General features: G+C 35.2%; 17 protein-coding genes. 6 read left to right on the top strand and 11 right to left on the bottom strand.

The window, feature by feature from the left end; all coding sequences use genetic code 11:
- Window position 1: 1 nt before the first annotated feature.
- From K1X44_02215 to K1X44_02205, 3 genes are all read right to left on the bottom strand, one after another.
- Window positions 2-586: a hypothetical protein gene (locus K1X44_02215; GenBank protein MBX7146105.1), complete on the bottom strand. Its 585-nt coding sequence runs from the start codon at window positions 584-586 to the stop codon at window positions 2-4.
- 115 nt (window positions 587-701) lie between these two features.
- Window positions 702-1172 (bottom strand): RidA family protein, encoded by a 471-nt coding sequence (locus tag K1X44_02210; protein ID MBX7146104.1) that lies wholly within the window; start codon window positions 1170-1172, stop codon window positions 702-704.
- 17 nt (window positions 1173-1189) lie between these two features.
- Window positions 1190-4960: a vitamin B12-dependent ribonucleotide reductase gene (locus K1X44_02205; GenBank protein ID MBX7146103.1), complete on the bottom strand. Its 3771-nt coding sequence runs from the start codon at window positions 4958-4960 to the stop codon at window positions 1190-1192.
- A 472-nt stretch (window positions 4961-5432) separates the two neighbouring features.
- Between K1X44_02205 and K1X44_02200 the strand changes: the two genes are divergently transcribed.
- From K1X44_02200 to K1X44_02180, 5 genes are all read left to right on the top strand, one after another.
- A complete protein-coding gene (locus K1X44_02200; protein MBX7146102.1) occupies window positions 5433-5789 on the top strand; it encodes an NADH:ubiquinone oxidoreductase subunit NDUFA12 in 357 nt (118 codons plus the stop codon).
- Window positions 5790-5820: 31 nt separating this feature from the next.
- Window positions 5821-6306, top strand: a complete 486-nt coding sequence (mlaD, locus tag K1X44_02195) for an outer membrane lipid asymmetry maintenance protein MlaD (protein MBX7146101.1) — start codon at window positions 5821-5823, stop codon at window positions 6304-6306.
- 15 nt (window positions 6307-6321) lie between these two features.
- Window positions 6322-6804 carry an MlaD family protein gene (locus tag K1X44_02190; GenBank protein ID MBX7146100.1) on the top strand — a complete coding sequence of 161 codons (483 nt, stop codon included), beginning with the start codon at window positions 6322-6324 and terminating at the stop codon, window positions 6802-6804.
- Between the two features lie 107 nt (window positions 6805-6911).
- Window positions 6912-7121 (top strand): hypothetical protein, encoded by a 210-nt coding sequence (locus K1X44_02185; protein MBX7146099.1) that lies wholly within the window; start codon window positions 6912-6914, stop codon window positions 7119-7121.
- Window positions 7122-7200: 79 nt separating this feature from the next.
- The gene (locus tag K1X44_02180) at window positions 7201-7494 is read left to right on the top strand and encodes a DUF2155 domain-containing protein (GenBank protein ID MBX7146098.1); all 294 of its coding nucleotides are present in this window, start codon (window positions 7201-7203) and stop codon (window positions 7492-7494) included.
- Here K1X44_02180 and aat read toward each other — a convergent pair.
- The 7 genes from aat to K1X44_02145 all read right to left on the bottom strand — a co-directional run bounded on the left by aat (window position 7491) and on the right by K1X44_02145 (window position 12943).
- Window positions 7491-8114 (bottom strand): leucyl/phenylalanyl-tRNA--protein transferase, encoded by a 624-nt coding sequence (aat, locus tag K1X44_02175; GenBank protein ID MBX7146097.1) that lies wholly within the window; start codon window positions 8112-8114, stop codon window positions 7491-7493. The genes K1X44_02180 and aat overlap by 4 nt on opposite strands.
- A gap of 29 nt (window positions 8115-8143) precedes the next feature.
- Window positions 8144-9487 carry an acetyl-CoA carboxylase biotin carboxylase subunit gene (gene accC, locus K1X44_02170; GenBank protein MBX7146096.1) on the bottom strand — a complete coding sequence of 448 codons (1344 nt, stop codon included), beginning with the start codon at window positions 9485-9487 and terminating at the stop codon, window positions 8144-8146.
- Window positions 9488-9492: 5 nt separating this feature from the next.
- A complete protein-coding gene (gene accB / locus K1X44_02165) occupies window positions 9493-9948 on the bottom strand; it encodes an acetyl-CoA carboxylase biotin carboxyl carrier protein (protein MBX7146095.1) in 456 nt (151 codons plus the stop codon).
- The gene (aroQ, locus tag K1X44_02160; protein ID MBX7146094.1) at window positions 9948-10409 is read right to left on the bottom strand and encodes a type II 3-dehydroquinate dehydratase; all 462 of its coding nucleotides are present in this window, start codon (window positions 10407-10409) and stop codon (window positions 9948-9950) included. Before aroQ ends, accB begins: the two co-directional genes overlap by 1 nt.
- A 24-nt stretch (window positions 10410-10433) precedes the next feature.
- On the bottom strand, window positions 10434-11093 hold the full coding sequence (locus K1X44_02155) for a DsbA family protein (protein MBX7146093.1): 660 nt from the start codon (window positions 11091-11093) through the stop codon (window positions 10434-10436).
- 267 nt (window positions 11094-11360) lie between these two features.
- On the bottom strand, window positions 11361-11477 hold the full coding sequence (locus K1X44_02150; protein ID MBX7146092.1) for a zinc ribbon domain-containing protein: 117 nt from the start codon (window positions 11475-11477) through the stop codon (window positions 11361-11363).
- A gap of 125 nt (window positions 11478-11602) precedes the next feature.
- Window positions 11603-12943 (bottom strand): M48 family metalloprotease, encoded by a 1341-nt coding sequence (locus K1X44_02145; protein MBX7146091.1) that lies wholly within the window; start codon window positions 12941-12943, stop codon window positions 11603-11605.
- 91 nt (window positions 12944-13034) lie between these two features.
- On the opposite strand from K1X44_02145, the gene K1X44_02140 reads away from it, so the two are divergent.
- Window positions 13035-14666 carry a gamma-glutamyltransferase family protein gene (locus K1X44_02140; GenBank protein ID MBX7146090.1) on the top strand — a complete coding sequence of 544 codons (1632 nt, stop codon included), beginning with the start codon at window positions 13035-13037 and terminating at the stop codon, window positions 14664-14666.
- Window positions 14667-14696: 30 nt separating this feature from the next.
- Here K1X44_02140 and K1X44_02135 read toward each other — a convergent pair whose 3' ends face one another.
- A complete protein-coding gene (locus tag K1X44_02135; protein MBX7146089.1) occupies window positions 14697-17429 on the bottom strand; it encodes a ribonuclease E/G in 2733 nt (910 codons plus the stop codon).
- Between the last annotated feature and the right edge of the window lie 392 nt (window positions 17430-17821).

Here is a 17821-nt window from a genome sequence, read left to right as displayed (position 1 = left end):
TTTATCCTAAAATACGCCTAAATTCTTTTTTTAGTTCTTTCGAATTTGAAACCATCTTAGTAACAGGTTTGGAAGGATAATGTATTTCTTTCATCATTTTTAGAATTTTTAAATTTTCCTGAATTAATTCAAAAGATTGAAGCCATATTTTTTCTTCCTCTTTCCAAAAAAATGATGTCTTTTTGTAAATTATAGTGTTAGTTTTTTTAAAATCTTTAACTAAATCATTATTAATTGTAAGACGCTTTTCTAAAAGCTCTTTGGAAAATTCTTTAAAATTTATATAATTTTCTATCTTTTTTTCAAAATCTTCTTTTGAATGTTTTTTATTTAAAGTTAAAAAGTATTTTTTTTCTTTTTTGAGTGGCGTAATATAAAGCTCTTTAAAATTTTTTAGAAGACCTTTTAAATCTATAACAAGTTCATCTAATAATTTCTCTAATTCTTTTTCAAATTTTTTTGATGAGTGTAAACTTAAAATTGATATATTAGCTTTTTCAGCTAAAAATTGACCATCACTAAAATTTCTTAGTGAGTTATAGCGAAAAGTATTGTTCTGTTTTATATTTAGAGCAATGTTATTCATAATAAAATGATTATAACATTATTCTTTATTAAAACAATCCTGGAAAATAAATTCTTAGGGAGCGTTATAAAACCCTTCCTAAGGATGAAAATTGTAATTAAACTAAAGTACCTAATCACATAGGTGTTGTGATTTCAAATAATCCTTCAACTTCAACAGCAACATTTAAGGGTAAATTATAACTACCAACGGCAAAACGCACATGTTTTCCTGCATCCCCAAATACCTGAACCATAAGATCAGAGGCGCCATTGGCAACTTTCGGATGATCGAAAAAATTTTCGGCGGCATTTACGAAAACACCCAATTTTATGCATCTTTTCACGCGGTCTAAATCCCCAAGCAAATATTCTAATTGGGCTAATATATTAAGCCCGCATAATCTTGCAGCTTCAATACCCTGGGGAATATCAAAATCTTTTCCAACCTTACCTTTAAACTTTACCTCACCTTCCCAGCTGGTAATTTGACCTGATACATAGACCAAATTATCAACAATCATGGCAGGAATATAATTTGCAACTGGCTTGGCAACTTTGGGTAATTGAATACCCAAAGATAAAAGATGTTTTCCAATAATGCTCATATCATCGACCTTTTATATTAGCTGCATCCATTGGTTGATCCACAGGTGGTACATTTAAGGCATGTCCCATTGCGAACCAAGGTAAAGTTCCCGCAATCATTACAGGCATCTCCCTCATATCCTTTGAGTTTGGCCTCACGAACACGGTCTATTTTACTATCGATGGCCATTTTAGTATCTGTGGCTATTTTAGGGTCATGAGCATCTATGTTTTTACCTCCTTCATTCAATTGGGAGGCAACCATTCCTTTGGACATAAGATTTGATTTATAGGTTCCAATAGCTTGATCTTGACCAACAGCAATAGCCATAGGTTCATGATTATCCATAGTAGTTGACATCATATTAGCTTGCTGAGCCGTTTGTTGGTTTTGGATAATTGGTTCATTGTTATGAAGAACAATTAAATTGCTGCTTCTTACATATCCCGTGCTGGCAAAACGTTTGACTGTGTTTAGATTAATTTGACGTTGATCAGTTGGTTGTTCATGGGACATTTCATTGCCTAAGGTATCTGGACGTAAATCTTGCATCCCAACATTGGCCAAATCATGTCTGGAAAGATAAGAAATTGCCAATTCACGGAAAATATAGTCGAGAACGGATGTTGCCATTTTAATGGCATCATTGCCTTCGACAATACCTGATGGTTCAAAACGGGTAAAGGTAAAGGCTTCAACAAATTCTTCTAAAGGTACGCCATATTGTAATCCAATAGAAATAGCAATAGCAAAATTATTCATCAAGCTTCTGAAGGCTGCACCTTCTTTGTGCATATCAATGAAAATTTCACCCAAGGTTCCATCTTCATATTCGCCTGTACGCAAATAAACCTTATGCCCCCCAACGTTGGCTTTTTGGGTATAGCCTTTACGTCTCGATGGAAGACGTTCACGTTTCGCGCGAATAACTTTTTCAATAATACGTTCCACAATTCGCTCCGCCACAATTGGGGCTTTATGGGCATTGCTGCTTTCTGCAATTTCTTCTATATCATCGGCATCATCACCCAAAACTGTTGAGGCTAAAGGCTGCGATAATTTTGACCCGTCGCGGTAAAGTGCATTGGCTTTTAACCCCAATTTCCAGGATAACAGATAGGCTTTTTTGCAATCTTCAACGCTGGCAGAATTTGGCATATTAATTGTTTTTGAAATCGCACCTGAAATAAAAGGTTGGGTAGCTGCCATCATGCGAATATGACTTTCCATTGAAAGATAACGTTTCCCAATACGACCACAAGGATTAGCACAGTCAAAAACTGGTAAATGTTCTGGACGGATATGGGGTGCGCCTTCAAGCGTCATGGCCCCACAACAATAAGTATTGGCCGCGTCAATTTCTTCTTTGCTGAATCCAAGAGACGTCAATAAATCAAAATTTGGATCCCCAAGCTCTATATCGGTAAAGCCTAAAGTTTTTGTTAAAAATTCTTCCCCCAATGTCCAGCGGTTAAAGACAAAACGAATATCAAAAGTGTTTTTTAGGGCATCAGTTAAAGTATTTAGGGCGTCTTTGGTAAAATTCTTTTGGGTGAGTGTTTCATGATTAATGAAAGGTGCATGTTCCAAAGAATTATGACCTAGTGCATATCCTATAATGTCATTAATTTGTTGTTCATTATATCCTAATGTTTCTAAGGCATAAGGAACCATTTGGTTAATAATTTTAAAGTACCCACCGCCTGCTAGTTTTTTGTATTTAACTAGCGCAAAATCTGGTTCAATACCTGTTGTATCACAATCCATCACCAATCCAATTGTCCCAGTTGGGGCAATAACAGTGGTTTGGGCATTACGATAACCATATTGTTCCCCAAGTTCTAAAGCTTGGTCCCATGCCTTACGGGCAGCAGCCACAAGAGAAGGGGAAGGGCAATTATGTTCATCAAGATGTACAGGTAAAACAGATAAACCTTCATACCCATCATTGGTACTATAGGCAGCGCGCTTGTGATTACGCATAACGCGCAACATCGCATCTTTATTGTTTTTGTATCCCTTGAAACTTCCAAGTTGGCCTGCCATTTCTGCAGATGTTGCATAAGCTACACCTGTCATCAAAGCGGTGAGAGCACCAGCCATGGCCCGTCCTTCAGCACTATCATATGGAATGCCTGAGGCCATAAGCAGCCCACCAATATTGGCATAACCAAGACCCAAAGTTCTATATTCATAAGAAAGACTGGCAATTTCACGTGATGGGAATTGGGCCATGAGAACAGAAATTTCTAGGGTTACGGTCCATAACCTTACGGCATGTTCAAACGCCTTAATATTAAAAGCACCATTATCTTGACGGAAAGTCATCAAATTCAAAGAGGCCAAGTTACATGCCGTATTATCCAGAAACATGTATTCAGAACAAGGGTTAGATGCATTAATGCGACCACTTTCAGGACAGGTATGCCATTCATTAATGGTTGTGTCATATTGAACCCCAGGATCTGCGGATGCCCAGGCGGCTTCTGCAATGCGTTCCCATAAATCTTGGGCTTTAATGGTTTTATGAACTTTTTTATCTGTTCGTCTTACCAGATCCCAAGACCCATTTTTAAATAATTCTTCAAAAAAAGTGTTAGGAATACGGATGGAATTGTTTGAATTTTGGCCTGAAACCGTACGATATGCTTCGGAATCCCAATCTGTATCATAGGTAGAAAATTCTAAATCTTTGTATCCTTGACGGGCAAATTGAATAACACGTTGAATATAATTTTCTGATACCAAAGATTTTCTTGCCTGTTTAATTGCAAGTTTAAGATCACGGTTATCATCTGGTGAAAATACATCGCCTGACATTTTATCATTTTGACATGCTTTGAAAATTTCTTTCAAATGTTTTTGAACAATTTTTGATCCGGTCACAAGGGCTGCAACTTTTTGTTCTTCGATAACTTTCCAACTGATAAATTCTTCTATATCTGGGTGGTCAAGATCAACCGTGACCATTTTAGCTGCGCGTCTTGTTGTACCACCTGATTTAATGGCTCCAGCGGCGCGGTCGCCAATTTTTAAAAAGCTCATTAACCCTGATGATTTACCACCACCAGATAATTCTTCGCCATCCCCACGTAAATGGGAAAAGTTACTGCCTGTACCTGATCCATATTTAAACAATCGTGCTTCACGAACCCAAAGATCCATAATGCCACCTTCATTGACCAAATCATCACTGACAGATTGGATAAAACATGCATGAGGTTGGGGATGTTCATAGGCCGAGGTGGAAGATTGTAAAACACCAGTTTTAAAATCAACATAGTAATGGCCTTGGGCAGGGCCATCGATTCCATAAGCCCAAAATAATCCTGTGTTGAACCATTGGGGGGAATTAGGGGCACCCATTTGGCGACACATCATATAACGCATTTCATCATAAAAGGCTGCTGCATCTTCTTCCCCATCAAAGTAGCCACCCTTCCAGCCCCAATAAGTCCAAGTTCCTGCCATTCTATCGAAAACTTGGCATGCGCTTTTTTCGCTCCCATAGCGTTCAGATGCAGGTAGGAATGCTAAAGCTTGATCATCAGCCTTACGGCGCCATAGCCATTCTGGAACACCAATTTCAGCAACGGGAACTAATCGTGTGGGGATACCTGCTTTGCGAAAATATTTTTGAGCTATTACGTCACTTGCAACTTGGGACCAATGGGTTGGAATTTCAATGTCTTTTAAACAAAACACAACCGATCCATCGGGATTACGAATTTCACTACTTGTTTTGTGAAAAGTGAAATCTTGGTATGGTGATACCCCTGATTTGGTGAAGTGCCGTTCGAATCTCATATCATTCTCCCCTTATGCTAATGATAATAGAGCTTTTTAAAAGCTATTTAATGAAGGATTGTTGTTTTAAAATTACGGTGACATATACAGATTATGGTGTTTTTCTCCATAATCATATACTAAATGTAGATTAAATCGAGTTTGGATGATTTGGCAAGTTCTTTTTTAAAAAAAATAAAGAAATATATAAAAGTGGGAATAATCCTAATAAAAAAATTATTGTTCTTATATCTAAAATTTATTTGTTTTATTTATGTTCTTATATAAAAAGAAAAAATCATCTCATTTTGATTACTATATCTAATTTAACTTTATCAAAATATGTAGATTTAAATTATCAAAAAAACTAATTCAATTTCAAGTTTATACACTAAGATTGATATGGTTAGGTAGAAATTCCTATGAAATTGTATTGATTTTATAGGATGATGAGCCTAAATTATGGTTCGTTGAAATCAAAGTATTTTTGGATATGTTTGTTATGAAATTGTGCTTACAAATCTATAGTTTGTTTTTTGGAAAAAAAGTTGGCTGTGATTATTTAGGAAATTCTTATTATCAAACCCGACATCGCCATGCACATAGACGTGCGAAACGATGGGTTATTTATCGAGGATTGAATGATGCAAGTAAAGTACCAGCAGAATGGCATGGATGGCTTCATCATACCTATGATCGGATTCCAAGTAACAGAGGAATTCCAAAATTTTCTTGGCAAAAAACACATATTCCAAATTTAACAGGTACGGTTCATGCTTATACACCAAGACCAACACAAATTGGGGTACTTGATACTTTAGATTATCAACCTTGGACCCCATCATCTTAAGTTTAAAATAAGGATTTATTGATTAGTTCCTATGAAACGTAATATTATTGAAACACTTATTGGTGCTGTTGTTATTGTAGTTGCTTTTGGGTTTTTAATTTTTGCCTATTCAACGGTCCAGTTGAATACATCAATTAATAGTTATCAAGCTCATGCACGGTTTAACCGTATAGATGGTCTTACAATTGGAAGTGATGTTAGATTGTCTGGGGTAAAAATAGGGGTAATAACAGATGAAAAAATTGACCCCCAAACTTTTGAAGGGATTATTACCTTTAATATTGAAGAACGAATTAAGCTACCAGTTGATACGAATGTCAGAATTTTAAGCAATGGTTTGTTGGGGGATAATTATTTGGCGTTAGAACCTGGAATTTCACCTAATTTATTACAACCAGAAGGGGAATTTACAAATACCCAAGGTGCTTTAAATGTGATGGATTTAGTTGCCCAAGCTATTTTTAAGGCTGCGGAACGTACCACTTCATCTCCTAATACTACTACCCCCCAAAACTAAATTATATAAATTCTGATGCAAAAAATAGATATTAAAGAAATAGTGGTTGGACTTATTGTTAGTGCTATTTTTATTGTCTTTGTTATTTTTATTAATGAAGATAAAATTGATGAAAACGGTTATAAATTGCATGCTAGAATTGACAGGGTGGATGGCTTAGCTGTCGGAAGTGATGTTGTTTTAGGGGGTAAGAAGATTGGCGAGATTAATAGAATAAGACTTGATCCAGATAATTTTGAAGCAATTGTGACGTTATATATTACCAATAAAATTTTAAAAATACCTGCTGATTCTAATTTGCGTGTTCTAAATATCGGATTAATGGGACATAGTTATGTTGAAATTCAACCAGGTGGGGATATGATTTATTTGGCCCATGGGGATCAAATTAATTTTACCCAGGGATCTATTAATGTTATTGATCTTGTGGCAAAAGCAATTTACACAAAAGAAGAATTTGATAAAGCTTATGCAACAAGAAGATCAGTTAATCCATGATTATCTATTTAAATTTTTGTTTTATTCAGTTGTTTTGATCATATATATTTTGTAATAAATTAAGATTTTATATAAGAATAAAATGTTATAAGTATAAGGTTATTTTTATGCCCCGTATTCAATGGCGTCAAGCTGATGGTCAGTTGATTGCATGTAAAGAAAAAATTAAAATGCTTCAAGAAAATCTTGACGAATTTAATGTGATGATGCGTGATCTTTTTGATGATGCATTAATTATGGGATGTGACGAACAGCAAATTCGTGATATACTTCACCAAGCTATTGATCAATTGTCTAACCCTTATCAAAATCAATAAATTTCAAATGGTTTTCTTTTTTTTTAGATTTTTTGTTATTTTTTTACTTTGTGTGCCCTCTATATCTTATGCTGATCCTATGAAAGTTGCAGTCTTGGGTGCTTTGGATAAAGTTACAGCAAAAGTTTCAACTATTACTGCCCCAATTAATAAACCTGTAAAATTTGGGTCTTTAGTTATTACAGTACGTTATTGTGATCAACATCCCCCAGAAGAAACACCAGAAAGTACAGCATTTTTAGAAATAGATGAAATGAAACAAGGTGAAGATCCGGTACGCCGTTTTAATGGTTGGATGTTTGCCTCTAGCCCTGCCGTTTCTGCCATGGAAGATCCAATTTATGATTTATGGGTTGTAAATTGTAAGAATTAATCAAAATCTTTTTGATCAATTATGGGATAAAAGGTCGCCGTTTTTTGTAACGCAATTTGTAATTTTTTTTTATAATCAGCTTTGGATATTTCAATAGCACCAAAACGCTGAAGATGGGGCGTTAAAAATTGTGTATCCAAAAGTGTAAATCCCCCAACTTTAAGATGGGATACTAAATAACATAATGCTACCTTGCTGCTTTCTTTGACCTTACTAAACATACTTTCACCAAAGAATGCACTTCCCAATGCGATGCCATATAATCCACCAACAAGCTCATTATTGTGCCAACATTCTATAGAATGGGCAAATCCCAACCTATGTAATTCTAAATTAAGATTATAAATAGGTTGATTAATCCACGTGTCATGACGATCTTTTGTAAGTTTGGCGCAATTCATTAACACTTCCGCAAAGTTTTTATTGCATTGAACATCAAAAATTTTTCGACGTAAAATTTTGTGAAGTTTTTTGGGAATGTGAAAATGATCAAGAGGAATGATACCCCGTTGTTCAGGTTCAATCCAATCAATATCGTTGGAATCATGACTTGGTGCCATAGGAAAAATACCAGCGGCATATGCTCTAAGGGCAAGTTCGGGTGTAAGGGAATATGTCATTAATGCTTAACTGTAATTTTTAAGCGAGGTTAAGATTTTTGCTCAACAAATTTTTCTAACCAGCGGATATCATAATCACCGTTAATAAAATCGCTGTTGGTTATTAATTTTCTGTGAAGGGGAATGACAGTATCGATACCGCCAATATGAATTTCTTCCAAAGCACGTTTAAGGCGCATAATACATTCATTACGGCTGTTCCCATGGACAATTAATTTTGCAATTAAACTATCATAATGGGGTGGAACGCGGTACCCAGCATAAAGCGCAGAATCAACTCTGATCCCTAAACCACCAGGGGCATGAAAATCGGTTACAAGTCCGGGTGAAGGCCTAAAATCAATTGGATTTTCGGCATTAATACGACATTCAATAGCATGTCCATTAAAAACAACATCTTTTTGTTTAAGTTCAAGAAAAGATCCGGTAGACACGCGAATTTGCTCACGTACCAAATCAATGCCTGTGATCATTTCTGAAATAGGGTGTTCAACCTGAAGCCGTGTATTCATTTCAATAAAATAAAATTGTCCATCTTGGAATAAAAACTCAACCGTTCCAACACTTCGATAGCCAAGCTTTTTCATAGCTTTGGTTACAGTTTCACCAATAGCCATTCTTTGATCTGAATTAAGGGCAGGGGATAGGGCTTCCTCTAATAATTTTTGATGACGTCGCTGGAGAGAACAATCCCGCTCGCCCAAATGAATAACATTCCCATGATGATCTGCCAAGACTTGAATTTCAATATGTCTTGGATGGGATAAATATTTTTCCATATAAACTTCGTCGCTACCAAAATTAGCTTTAGCTTCTGCGCGGGCTAGGCTTAAGGCTTGGGACATATCAGCATCACTGGTTGCAATTTTCATGCCCTTTCCACCACCACCTGCCGCAGCTTTAATCAAGACCGGATATCCAATAGAAGATGCAATTTGTATAGCTTCATCATCGCCTTTAATAGCACCTTCTGAACCTGGTACGACAGGAAGACCAAGATTAATCGCGGCTTCTTTGGCCCTTATTTTGTCACCCATCAAAGATAAATGTTCAGGGCTTGGACCAATAAAACAAAAACCATGTTCTTCAACCATTTGGGCAAATTTTGCATTTTCTGACAAAAAACCTATACCTGGATGTATGGCATCTGCACCTGTAATTGTAGCAGCCGAAAGAATAGCGGGAATGTTAAGATAACTATCTTTAGACGCCGCAGGGCCAATACATACGGCTTCATCGGCTAATAAAACATGTTTAGCTTGGGCATCAGCTGTAGAATGGACAGCAACGGTGCGAATACCCATTTCCCGGCATGCACGATGAATACGAAGCGCAATTTCCCCACGATTGGCTATTAAAACTTTTTCAAACATGAATTTTACTGAATAATAACAAGAGGTTCGCCATATTCTACAGGTTGGCCATCACTTACTAAAATAGTTTTTATCACGCCATTTTTAGGAGATTGAATAGGATTCATAACTTTCATAGCTTCAATAATTAGTAAAGTTTGACCTTTGCTTACAGTGTTACCTACACTAATGAAAGGCTTGGCACCTGGTTCTGCCGCAAGATAAATTGTCCCAACCATAGGTGATGTTACAGCATCTTGGGATACATCTAATGTACTAGATATAGGGGTATTTACAACAGAACTATTTATTGGTACGGAGGATGGTGCGTTTATAACATGCCCCAATCCAGATCCTGCCTTATTAATACGAATACGTTGGTCTCCACTTTCAAATTCAATCTCATTTAAATTATTGTCAGTCAAAAGTTGCGCAAGCTTTTGGACAAGTTTCTCATCAATATCAAATTTTTTTGTTACCATTATTCTTCTACCTTTATTACACCAATTATTTCTGCCATAGCTCGTAATGCTAAACTATATCCTTGTGCCCCTAGTCCACAAATAATTCCCTGGGAGGCAAGACTTACATAAGAATGATGGCGAAATGATTCACGCCGATAAATGTTTGATACATGTACTTCAATAACAGGAAGTTTAGTCATAAGTAAAGCATCAAGTAAAGCTATAGATGTGGCACCGTAGCCTGCAGGATTAATAATAACACCATCATATGTTTCGGGTGCTTGTTGAACCCAATTAATTAAATCACCTTCAAGATTAGATTGAAAAAAATCAATATGAAGATTAAGATCATGGGCCACACTATGGCATTGTTCTTCTATATCACCTAAAGTTACTGATCCATAAATTTCTGGTTCTCGCATACCTAACATATTAAGATTAGGGCCATTAATTATTATAATATTAGCGCTAGAAGTCATGTGAAAATAAAAATCTCAAATTTGTTAATTAATATTCTGATTTTTTATTAAAGATACCATTTCTTCAGGATCAATGACACCTGGAATAATCAGATTATCTACAATAAAGGTTGGTGTACCAGTTATGTCAAGTTTTTCAGCACTATTTTGATTAATTGATAAAATAGTGTTGATTTCTGGGTCATTCATATCTTGATCAAATTGTTCCATATTTAGTCCAATTTTTTGGGCAATATCTTCAATTATATCTTGGGATAAAGGTTGTTTTAGATCCATGAAAGCTTGATGAATTTCATAATATTTTTGCTGTTTATTCGCTGCCAGTGCTGCTTTTGAAGCAAGAATAGATATGGGACCTAAAATAGGAAATTCTTTAAAAATAATTTTTATATCTTTTTCAGTTTGTAATCTTTGTATCAATTTTGTTGATATAGACTTACAATAGGAACATCTGTAATCAAAGAAAAAAGCAATTTTATAGGGTGCATTTATATCCCCTAAAAAAGGATCATGAAGATTAAAGAAAATATCCTTTTTTAATATAGTTATTTGATCTTGTTTTGATGATTCTTTGTTAGATGATTTATGTTGATTGGGTACAGAATTGGCCAGATCTGATATGGGACGTATATCATTATAAAAATAGTGAATAAAATTTTGGGTATCCAAAAAGATTTTATTCACCGTTTGCGTAAAAAAACTATTTTGATAAATAACAAAACTTAAAATTATAATAACAAATAAAAAACAAAGAAATTTATATAGTTTAGATTCTGGGTTATTATAAATCATTTTAATCGATATATGACAATAATATTATAGGATAATAATGCTTTAACGATTATTTCGTTTCCATTGATAGAGTTTAGGAATTTTTCTTACAAAAAGGGAAGCGATAAATCCAGGAAAACCCATCTCTTTCATTTTATTTTTAACTAATTGCTGCATATCTTAAACTTTCATCTCTGACGTGAATTGTCCATTTTGATAGCAATAACTACAATACATCTTATTCTTTGTCCCATCTATATTTGAGCCACCGCCTTGTGGATCTTTATTAAGGGGCATGGAACAAGATTGGCCTATTTTATAGGATTACATTTTTTGAAACCTTTTAAGTAAATATCTATTAATATTAAATAATAAAAATATTCTTTAAAATAGCATAGTTTGTTTTTTTTTCGATAGAATTTTTATTTATTTTTAGAAATTTTGGCTTCATTTTGAATATCTTGGGCACGTAACCAACCTGGCGATCCATAGGGAAGTAATTTTAAAGCACGTTCTGCTTGTTGTTTGGCTTCCTCTTGGTGGCCACGTGCACTTTGCTCTTCAGCAAGGGCGAGAGCTGCCATACCAAGATTGCCGCTACGTCCATACGCAATACTAAGAAGCCGCCATGCATTTGAATTATCGGGTTCTTTTTGTAGTGTTCTTTCAAGATTTGTAATAGCTGAAAGATTGTTTTGTGGATTTTCACTTTCAATTTCAACACGTCCTAACTCCAGACGAAGTAAAGGATCATTGGGAAGTAAATCAACAGCTTTTTGGTAATAAGGTAATGCTTCTTGATTATGCCCAGTTTCAAAAAGGATTTGTCCTTTAAATTCATTATAATAAGGATCATTGGGTGATTGTTGAAGAAGATTATCCATCAAAGCGATACTTTTATTTGTTTGACTTGATCTGTAATAAGCAAAAGCTCTGGCATAACGGGCAATATCACTTGTATTACTTTCTGGATAAAGTTGTAAAACCGTTTGTAAAGGCATAAAATAACCAATAAGTTTTGCTTTCATTCGTTGATGTAAGGCAAGTTTTTGTGGTGAATCAATACGTGAAGAAAAAGGAGAATGATTAAAATGCTCCCGAACAGCTTTGATTCTATCTTCAGTTAAAGGATGGCTACGTAGATAAACGTTTTGTTGGCTCCCCAACATGTTTTCCTGACTTTTTAAAATTTGAAAAAATTCTAAAAAACCTTTAGATGATTGGCCTGTGCGATCTAAATAAGAAAGAGCTGCTTGATCGGCTGCTGCTTCTTGCGTTCGCGTATGTTGAAGCATGGATTGTAATCCAACCCCTGCTCCAGAATTTAAAAGAATCCCAGCCGCTCTATTATCCATGCCCGCACCACCTATCCCCCCTGCCACAACTGCCCCTATACCCAAGACTGTTGCAATAATATCTTCGATAGTAGCGTTTTCCAGTTGTTCTTGCGCTCTTGCTAAATGTCCTCCAGCTATATGGCCTGTTTCGTGGGCAATAACTCCAATAAGTTGGTTTGGAGTTTCGGTTTGCATAAGTAGGCCAGTGTGAATAAAGACTTTCATGCCTCCTGCAACAAAAGCATTTAAATTTTCGTCTTCAATGATATAAACTGGAATAGAATCAGCTTCGAGATTGGCTGCACTAAATATAGGTGTTGCATAGGATCTAATGATATTTTCAATTTCTGAATCACGAATAAAACTGATTTTATTGGTTGGAGCAGCTTTGACCGTATCAACTATGTTAATAGGATATAAGCTCATAAAAAAAAGAAAGATAGTTAAAGAGTATTTTAAGGAGAGAAAAATTTTGTACAAATTTATAACTCGTTTTTGTGATCTAAAAAGTTTAAGTATGAAAAGATTCTTTTATTTTATTAGTTATACAATAATATTAATCTTAGTATCTTGTAGTTGGCAAGCAGAAGAAACAAAAGAAGCAACACAAGATTTTTTAGGCATAGTTGTTGCTGATGAACCTTATACGATTCAAGTTGCTAGTGATATCTTAAAAGCTGGTGGAACAGCAGCTGATGCTGCCGCTGCTGCCTATTTTACAATGACGGTTACAATGCCTTCATCTGTAGGGTTAGGGGGGGGTGGTATATGCCTCGTTCATTATGCGGCTAAACCGAAAGATAAAAAACCTGCGAGAACCGAATCTATAAATTTCTTGCCTTATACGTTAAATGAACAAGCTAATTTAGGCCAACCTGGAGCTATAAGAGGTATGGCGGCCTTACATGCACGATATGGGGACTTAAAATGGCAAGAGGTTGTTATTCCAGCTGAAAATCTTGCGCGTAAAGGATTTAAAGTAAGCCGGGCTTTAGCGCGTGAAATTCTGACAGCCGATAATTATTTACGTCAAGATCCCGCAACAAGTGCTGTTTTTACCAAAGTTGATGGTACATTACTTGATGAAGGTAGTATGTTAGTTCAACCAGCACTAGCAGACGTTTTGGGAGGGTTGCGTGCAAGAGGTGCCAATGACTTTTATATAGGATTACTTGCTAAACAAATTGGCGAAGCTGCCCAGGCGTCCAATATTCCTATAACATCTGAATTGTTAGCATCTGTAAAACCTAATTTTGTTGATACAATCAAATTAGAACTTGGACGTAATATGGTTCATTTTGCATCTCCTCCTGCTGCGAATGGCCTTTTTGAAGCACAGTTTTTATTGATGCTTCAATCGGGTCATGGTTTTTTAACGAGTGGATTATACCAAGGAGCAAGAGAAGATGAAAAACCGCATATCTTTGTTGAACTTTTAAAACGTGCGTATGTAGAAGAAAGTCGATGGTTAAATCAAAATGGAGACATAACAGCCCCATCAATTGAAAAGTTACTTGATGAAGATTATATTGATAATCTAGTAGAAGGTATTTCTCATACTAAAATGACTCCTTTGTCAAGCTTAACTGATCAGCCAATTAATCAAGATCAGAATCCGTGGGCTGCTGGTTTTGTTATTGCAGATGCTGAAGGTATGGCTATTGCTTGTAATTTTACAATGAACGCCCTTTTTGGTAATGGTCATGTTATCCCAGGCTTAGGAATATTATGGTCTTCTGCGGCAGGTAAAAATGGTGATGGGTATAATGCACTGGGTCCAGCGCTTGTTGTAAATGGATATTCAGGTGCCTTTCATTATGGGACAAGTGCATCAGGTGGTGCAACTGCTGCAAGCTCTTTAATTTATGTTTTAATGCAAACGAATGTTTTAGATAAAAAACTTAACCAAGTAATAGGCAACCCAAGATTACATTATAGTACAGTTGGAGATGTTGTTCTTTATGAAGAAAATGAAAAAGAATCTGTTCTTGAATCCTTAAAGCAGCATGGGCATAATTTGGACCAAGGTGGTATTGTTGGACGTGTGAATGCCATTTGGTGTCCTGAAGGATTACCGGGTAAGGAGCAAAGTTGTGAGGTAGCTTCAGATCCGCGTGGCAATGGATTAGGTGTAATCGTAGTAGACTAAAATTATTTCTAATCTATAGATAGGGCTAAGCTAACTTTTTTTTACTAGTTTACTCCACCAGCCTTGGCGTGCATCTTTTTTTTCAGCTCTAGGTAACGGATGATCCATTTGTTCTTCATAAGAAAAAGGAGACTTAGGTAAAGAGCTATTTTCTGTTTCTTCATGTTTTTGTGTTTCATTATAACTCTTCGTTTCTAGCGAACTTGGAGAAACAAAATTGGATTCAGAAACATGTTCATTACGCTCAGTTTCTTGATCTGATATTTTATCTTTATAATGAGTTCTCTTTTTATAATGGGGTGAATATTTTCTTTTATCTTTTTTATTAAAATACCCACGTTTTTGGCGATTACCATCTTGTTTTTTTACAGGTTTATTTTCTTCAATAGAAGAATTTGATGATATAGCCATAAGATAATTTTCATCTTCTTCAGGTGGTTGTAAATTATGTGTTTTTGATACTTCTACTGTATCCTCTTCAATTTTGTCTAAATTTCGATAACGTTCAATAATTCTTTCTTGATAGCTTTTGGGATTATTTTTTTGCCCTAAATGGCGTTTTTTTCCATGTTGGGGTGATGAAGTGCGGTGTGTTTTATTATCTTTCGTTAATTGAATTTGTTCATCTATCAGGTTGGTACCATCTTCCGTTGGTATAGAATTTTTTTGTTTTAAAGCGGGTTCATCACCATTTTGATCTTCTGGCAGATTGAGAGGAGGTAAATTAACAGGTGTCGAAGATTTTTTTTCAGATTTTATTGGTTCTTTAACAAAATCTACACGATAATCCGTTGCAATTAGTTTATCATCACCTTTGAAAAAAATTTGATAACCGTTACGTTTCTCCATATCTGTAACTGTTTTACGCTTTTGATTTAAAATATGAAAAGCAACAGCAACGGGCAGAGTAACAGTTAAAATTGTGCAAGATTTATACTTTTTTTCTTCTTCTATTGAACGCAAAATATGAAGAGCTGTTGATTCAATAGATCGTACATGTCCCATACCTTTGCAATAAGGACAGGTTTCTGTATGGCTTTCAAATAAAGAAGGCCGTAATCTTTGACGAGATAATTCTAACAGACCAAAAGGACTTATGTATCCCAATTGAATTTTTGCACGGTCATTTCTTGTGCATTCTCTTAATCGTCTTTCGACAGCAGTTTTATTTTTAGTTTCTTCCATATCAATAAAATCAATGACTATTAATCCCGCAAGGTCACGTAATCTTAATTGACGGGCAACTTCTTCTGCTGCTTCAAGGTTAGTACGAAAAGCAGTTTCTTCAATGTTTCTTTCCCGGGTTGCGCGGCCAGAATTTACATCTATAGCAACTAAGGCCTCTGTCGTATTGATGACGATATATCCTCCAGACTTTAATTGAACAACTGGATTGTGCATTATATCTAGTTGGGTTTCTACCTGGAATCTTTGGAATAAAGGTATGCTTGCGTCACGATATAGTTTAATTTTTTTTGCGTGACTAGGCATAAGTAACTTCATAAATGTTTTAGCATGTTTATAAGCTTCTTCACCTTGGACAAGAACTTCATCAATGTCTTTATCGTAAAGATCACGAATACAACGTTTAATTAAATTAGCTTCTTCATAAACAAGAATTGGGGCAGTTGAACGTAAAGTCAGATCGCGTATGTCAGACCACAATCTTGTTAAATAATCCAAGTCTTTTTTTAATTCGGTTTTGGACCGTTCGCTTCCTGCTGTACGGATAATAACAGACATATCTTCAAGAGGTGATAATTCAGACATAAAAGATTTCAATCTTTTACGATCTTCATTTGACGTAATTTTACGACTTACACCACCCCCATGTCTTGTATTAGGCATAAGAACACAATAACGACCAGCTAAAGATAAATAGGTTGTAAGAGCTGCCCCTTTGTTACCGCGTTCTTCTTTAACAACTTGAACCAATAGTATTTGCCGTCTTTTAATAACTTCTTGTATTTTATATTTACGTAAAAGTTGGGTAGCACGAGTATTATGGGATACGGACATATCATTTGGTATGTTTTCTATTCCATCATTTTCATCAGAGACCGGTAAATCTTGGTTTTGTGAAAGGGTTATGTCAACATTCTCTTCCAATGAATGGAGGACAGGGGTTGTATTATCATTAGATGGATTTTCTGAAAAACCATTTTGTACAAATGGAACTGACTGATCATTTTTCTGTACATTATTTGTATCTGAGAGGAAAGTATTTTCAGAGTGTTCTCGTGGTGTTAAAGTGTCATCTATAAAAATTTCCTGGGTTATTTTAGGTTCATACCCATAATCGGTTTGTAAAGGCATAGATGATGAAGACTTAAATTCTTCATTAATTTCAAGATGAGTAGAAGATTTTTCACTCGTAGAATCTTCTGAATGAAATGATTCTGTTGGTACAGCTTCAGAAATCATTTCTTCAAAATGATCATCTAGAAATAATTCTTGCGCTGCTTTATCCCGACGTTCTTTAGCTTTTGCGTCTAAAAGTGCTTCGCGATCTTCGACAGGTATTTTATAATAATCGGGATGAATTTCATTAAAAGCTAAAAAACCATGACGATTACCACCATAATCTACGAAAGCTGCTTGTAAAGATGGTTCTACACGAACAATTTTTGCGAGATAAATATTGCCTTTAATAAGTTTTTTGCCACTAGTTTCAAAATCAAATTCTTCTAATTTTTTTCCATCAATAACGGCAATACGTGTTTCTTCGGGTTGAAGAACGTCGATAAGCATTTTTTTTGTCATAGAAATAATACCTCAATTTACAAGTCCAAGCGAACCAATACATTTTTGCTTGAGACTTGTTAAAAAAATTCAATAGGGAATTGAAAAGTTGATTAATAAAAGGGTGATAAATAGGAAAAGAGCCAAATTGTTGAGTTGTTATAGTATCGCGATAGAATAAGAATTCAAACAAAACAATTAATGATGAAAGAAAAGAGATTGTTTTTAAGCGATAAAAATAATTGCTGTATAAAATACTAAAGGTCATAAGAATTTGGTCTTGTAAAACTCTAAAATAAAGATCATATTTTTACTGGTTTTAAAAAAATGTCAATTGCTAAGGTTTGAAAAATACAATTCATTTTATAGAAATGAGATAAAATTTAGCGTAAAGCTATAAATTTTATGGTTCT

It is taken from the genome of Alphaproteobacteria bacterium (assembly GCA_019695395.1).
In the GTDB taxonomy this organism is placed as follows: domain Bacteria; phylum Pseudomonadota; class Alphaproteobacteria; order JAEUKQ01; family JAIBAD01; genus JAIBAD01.
This window is presented reverse-complemented; position numbering and strand designations above follow the sequence as displayed.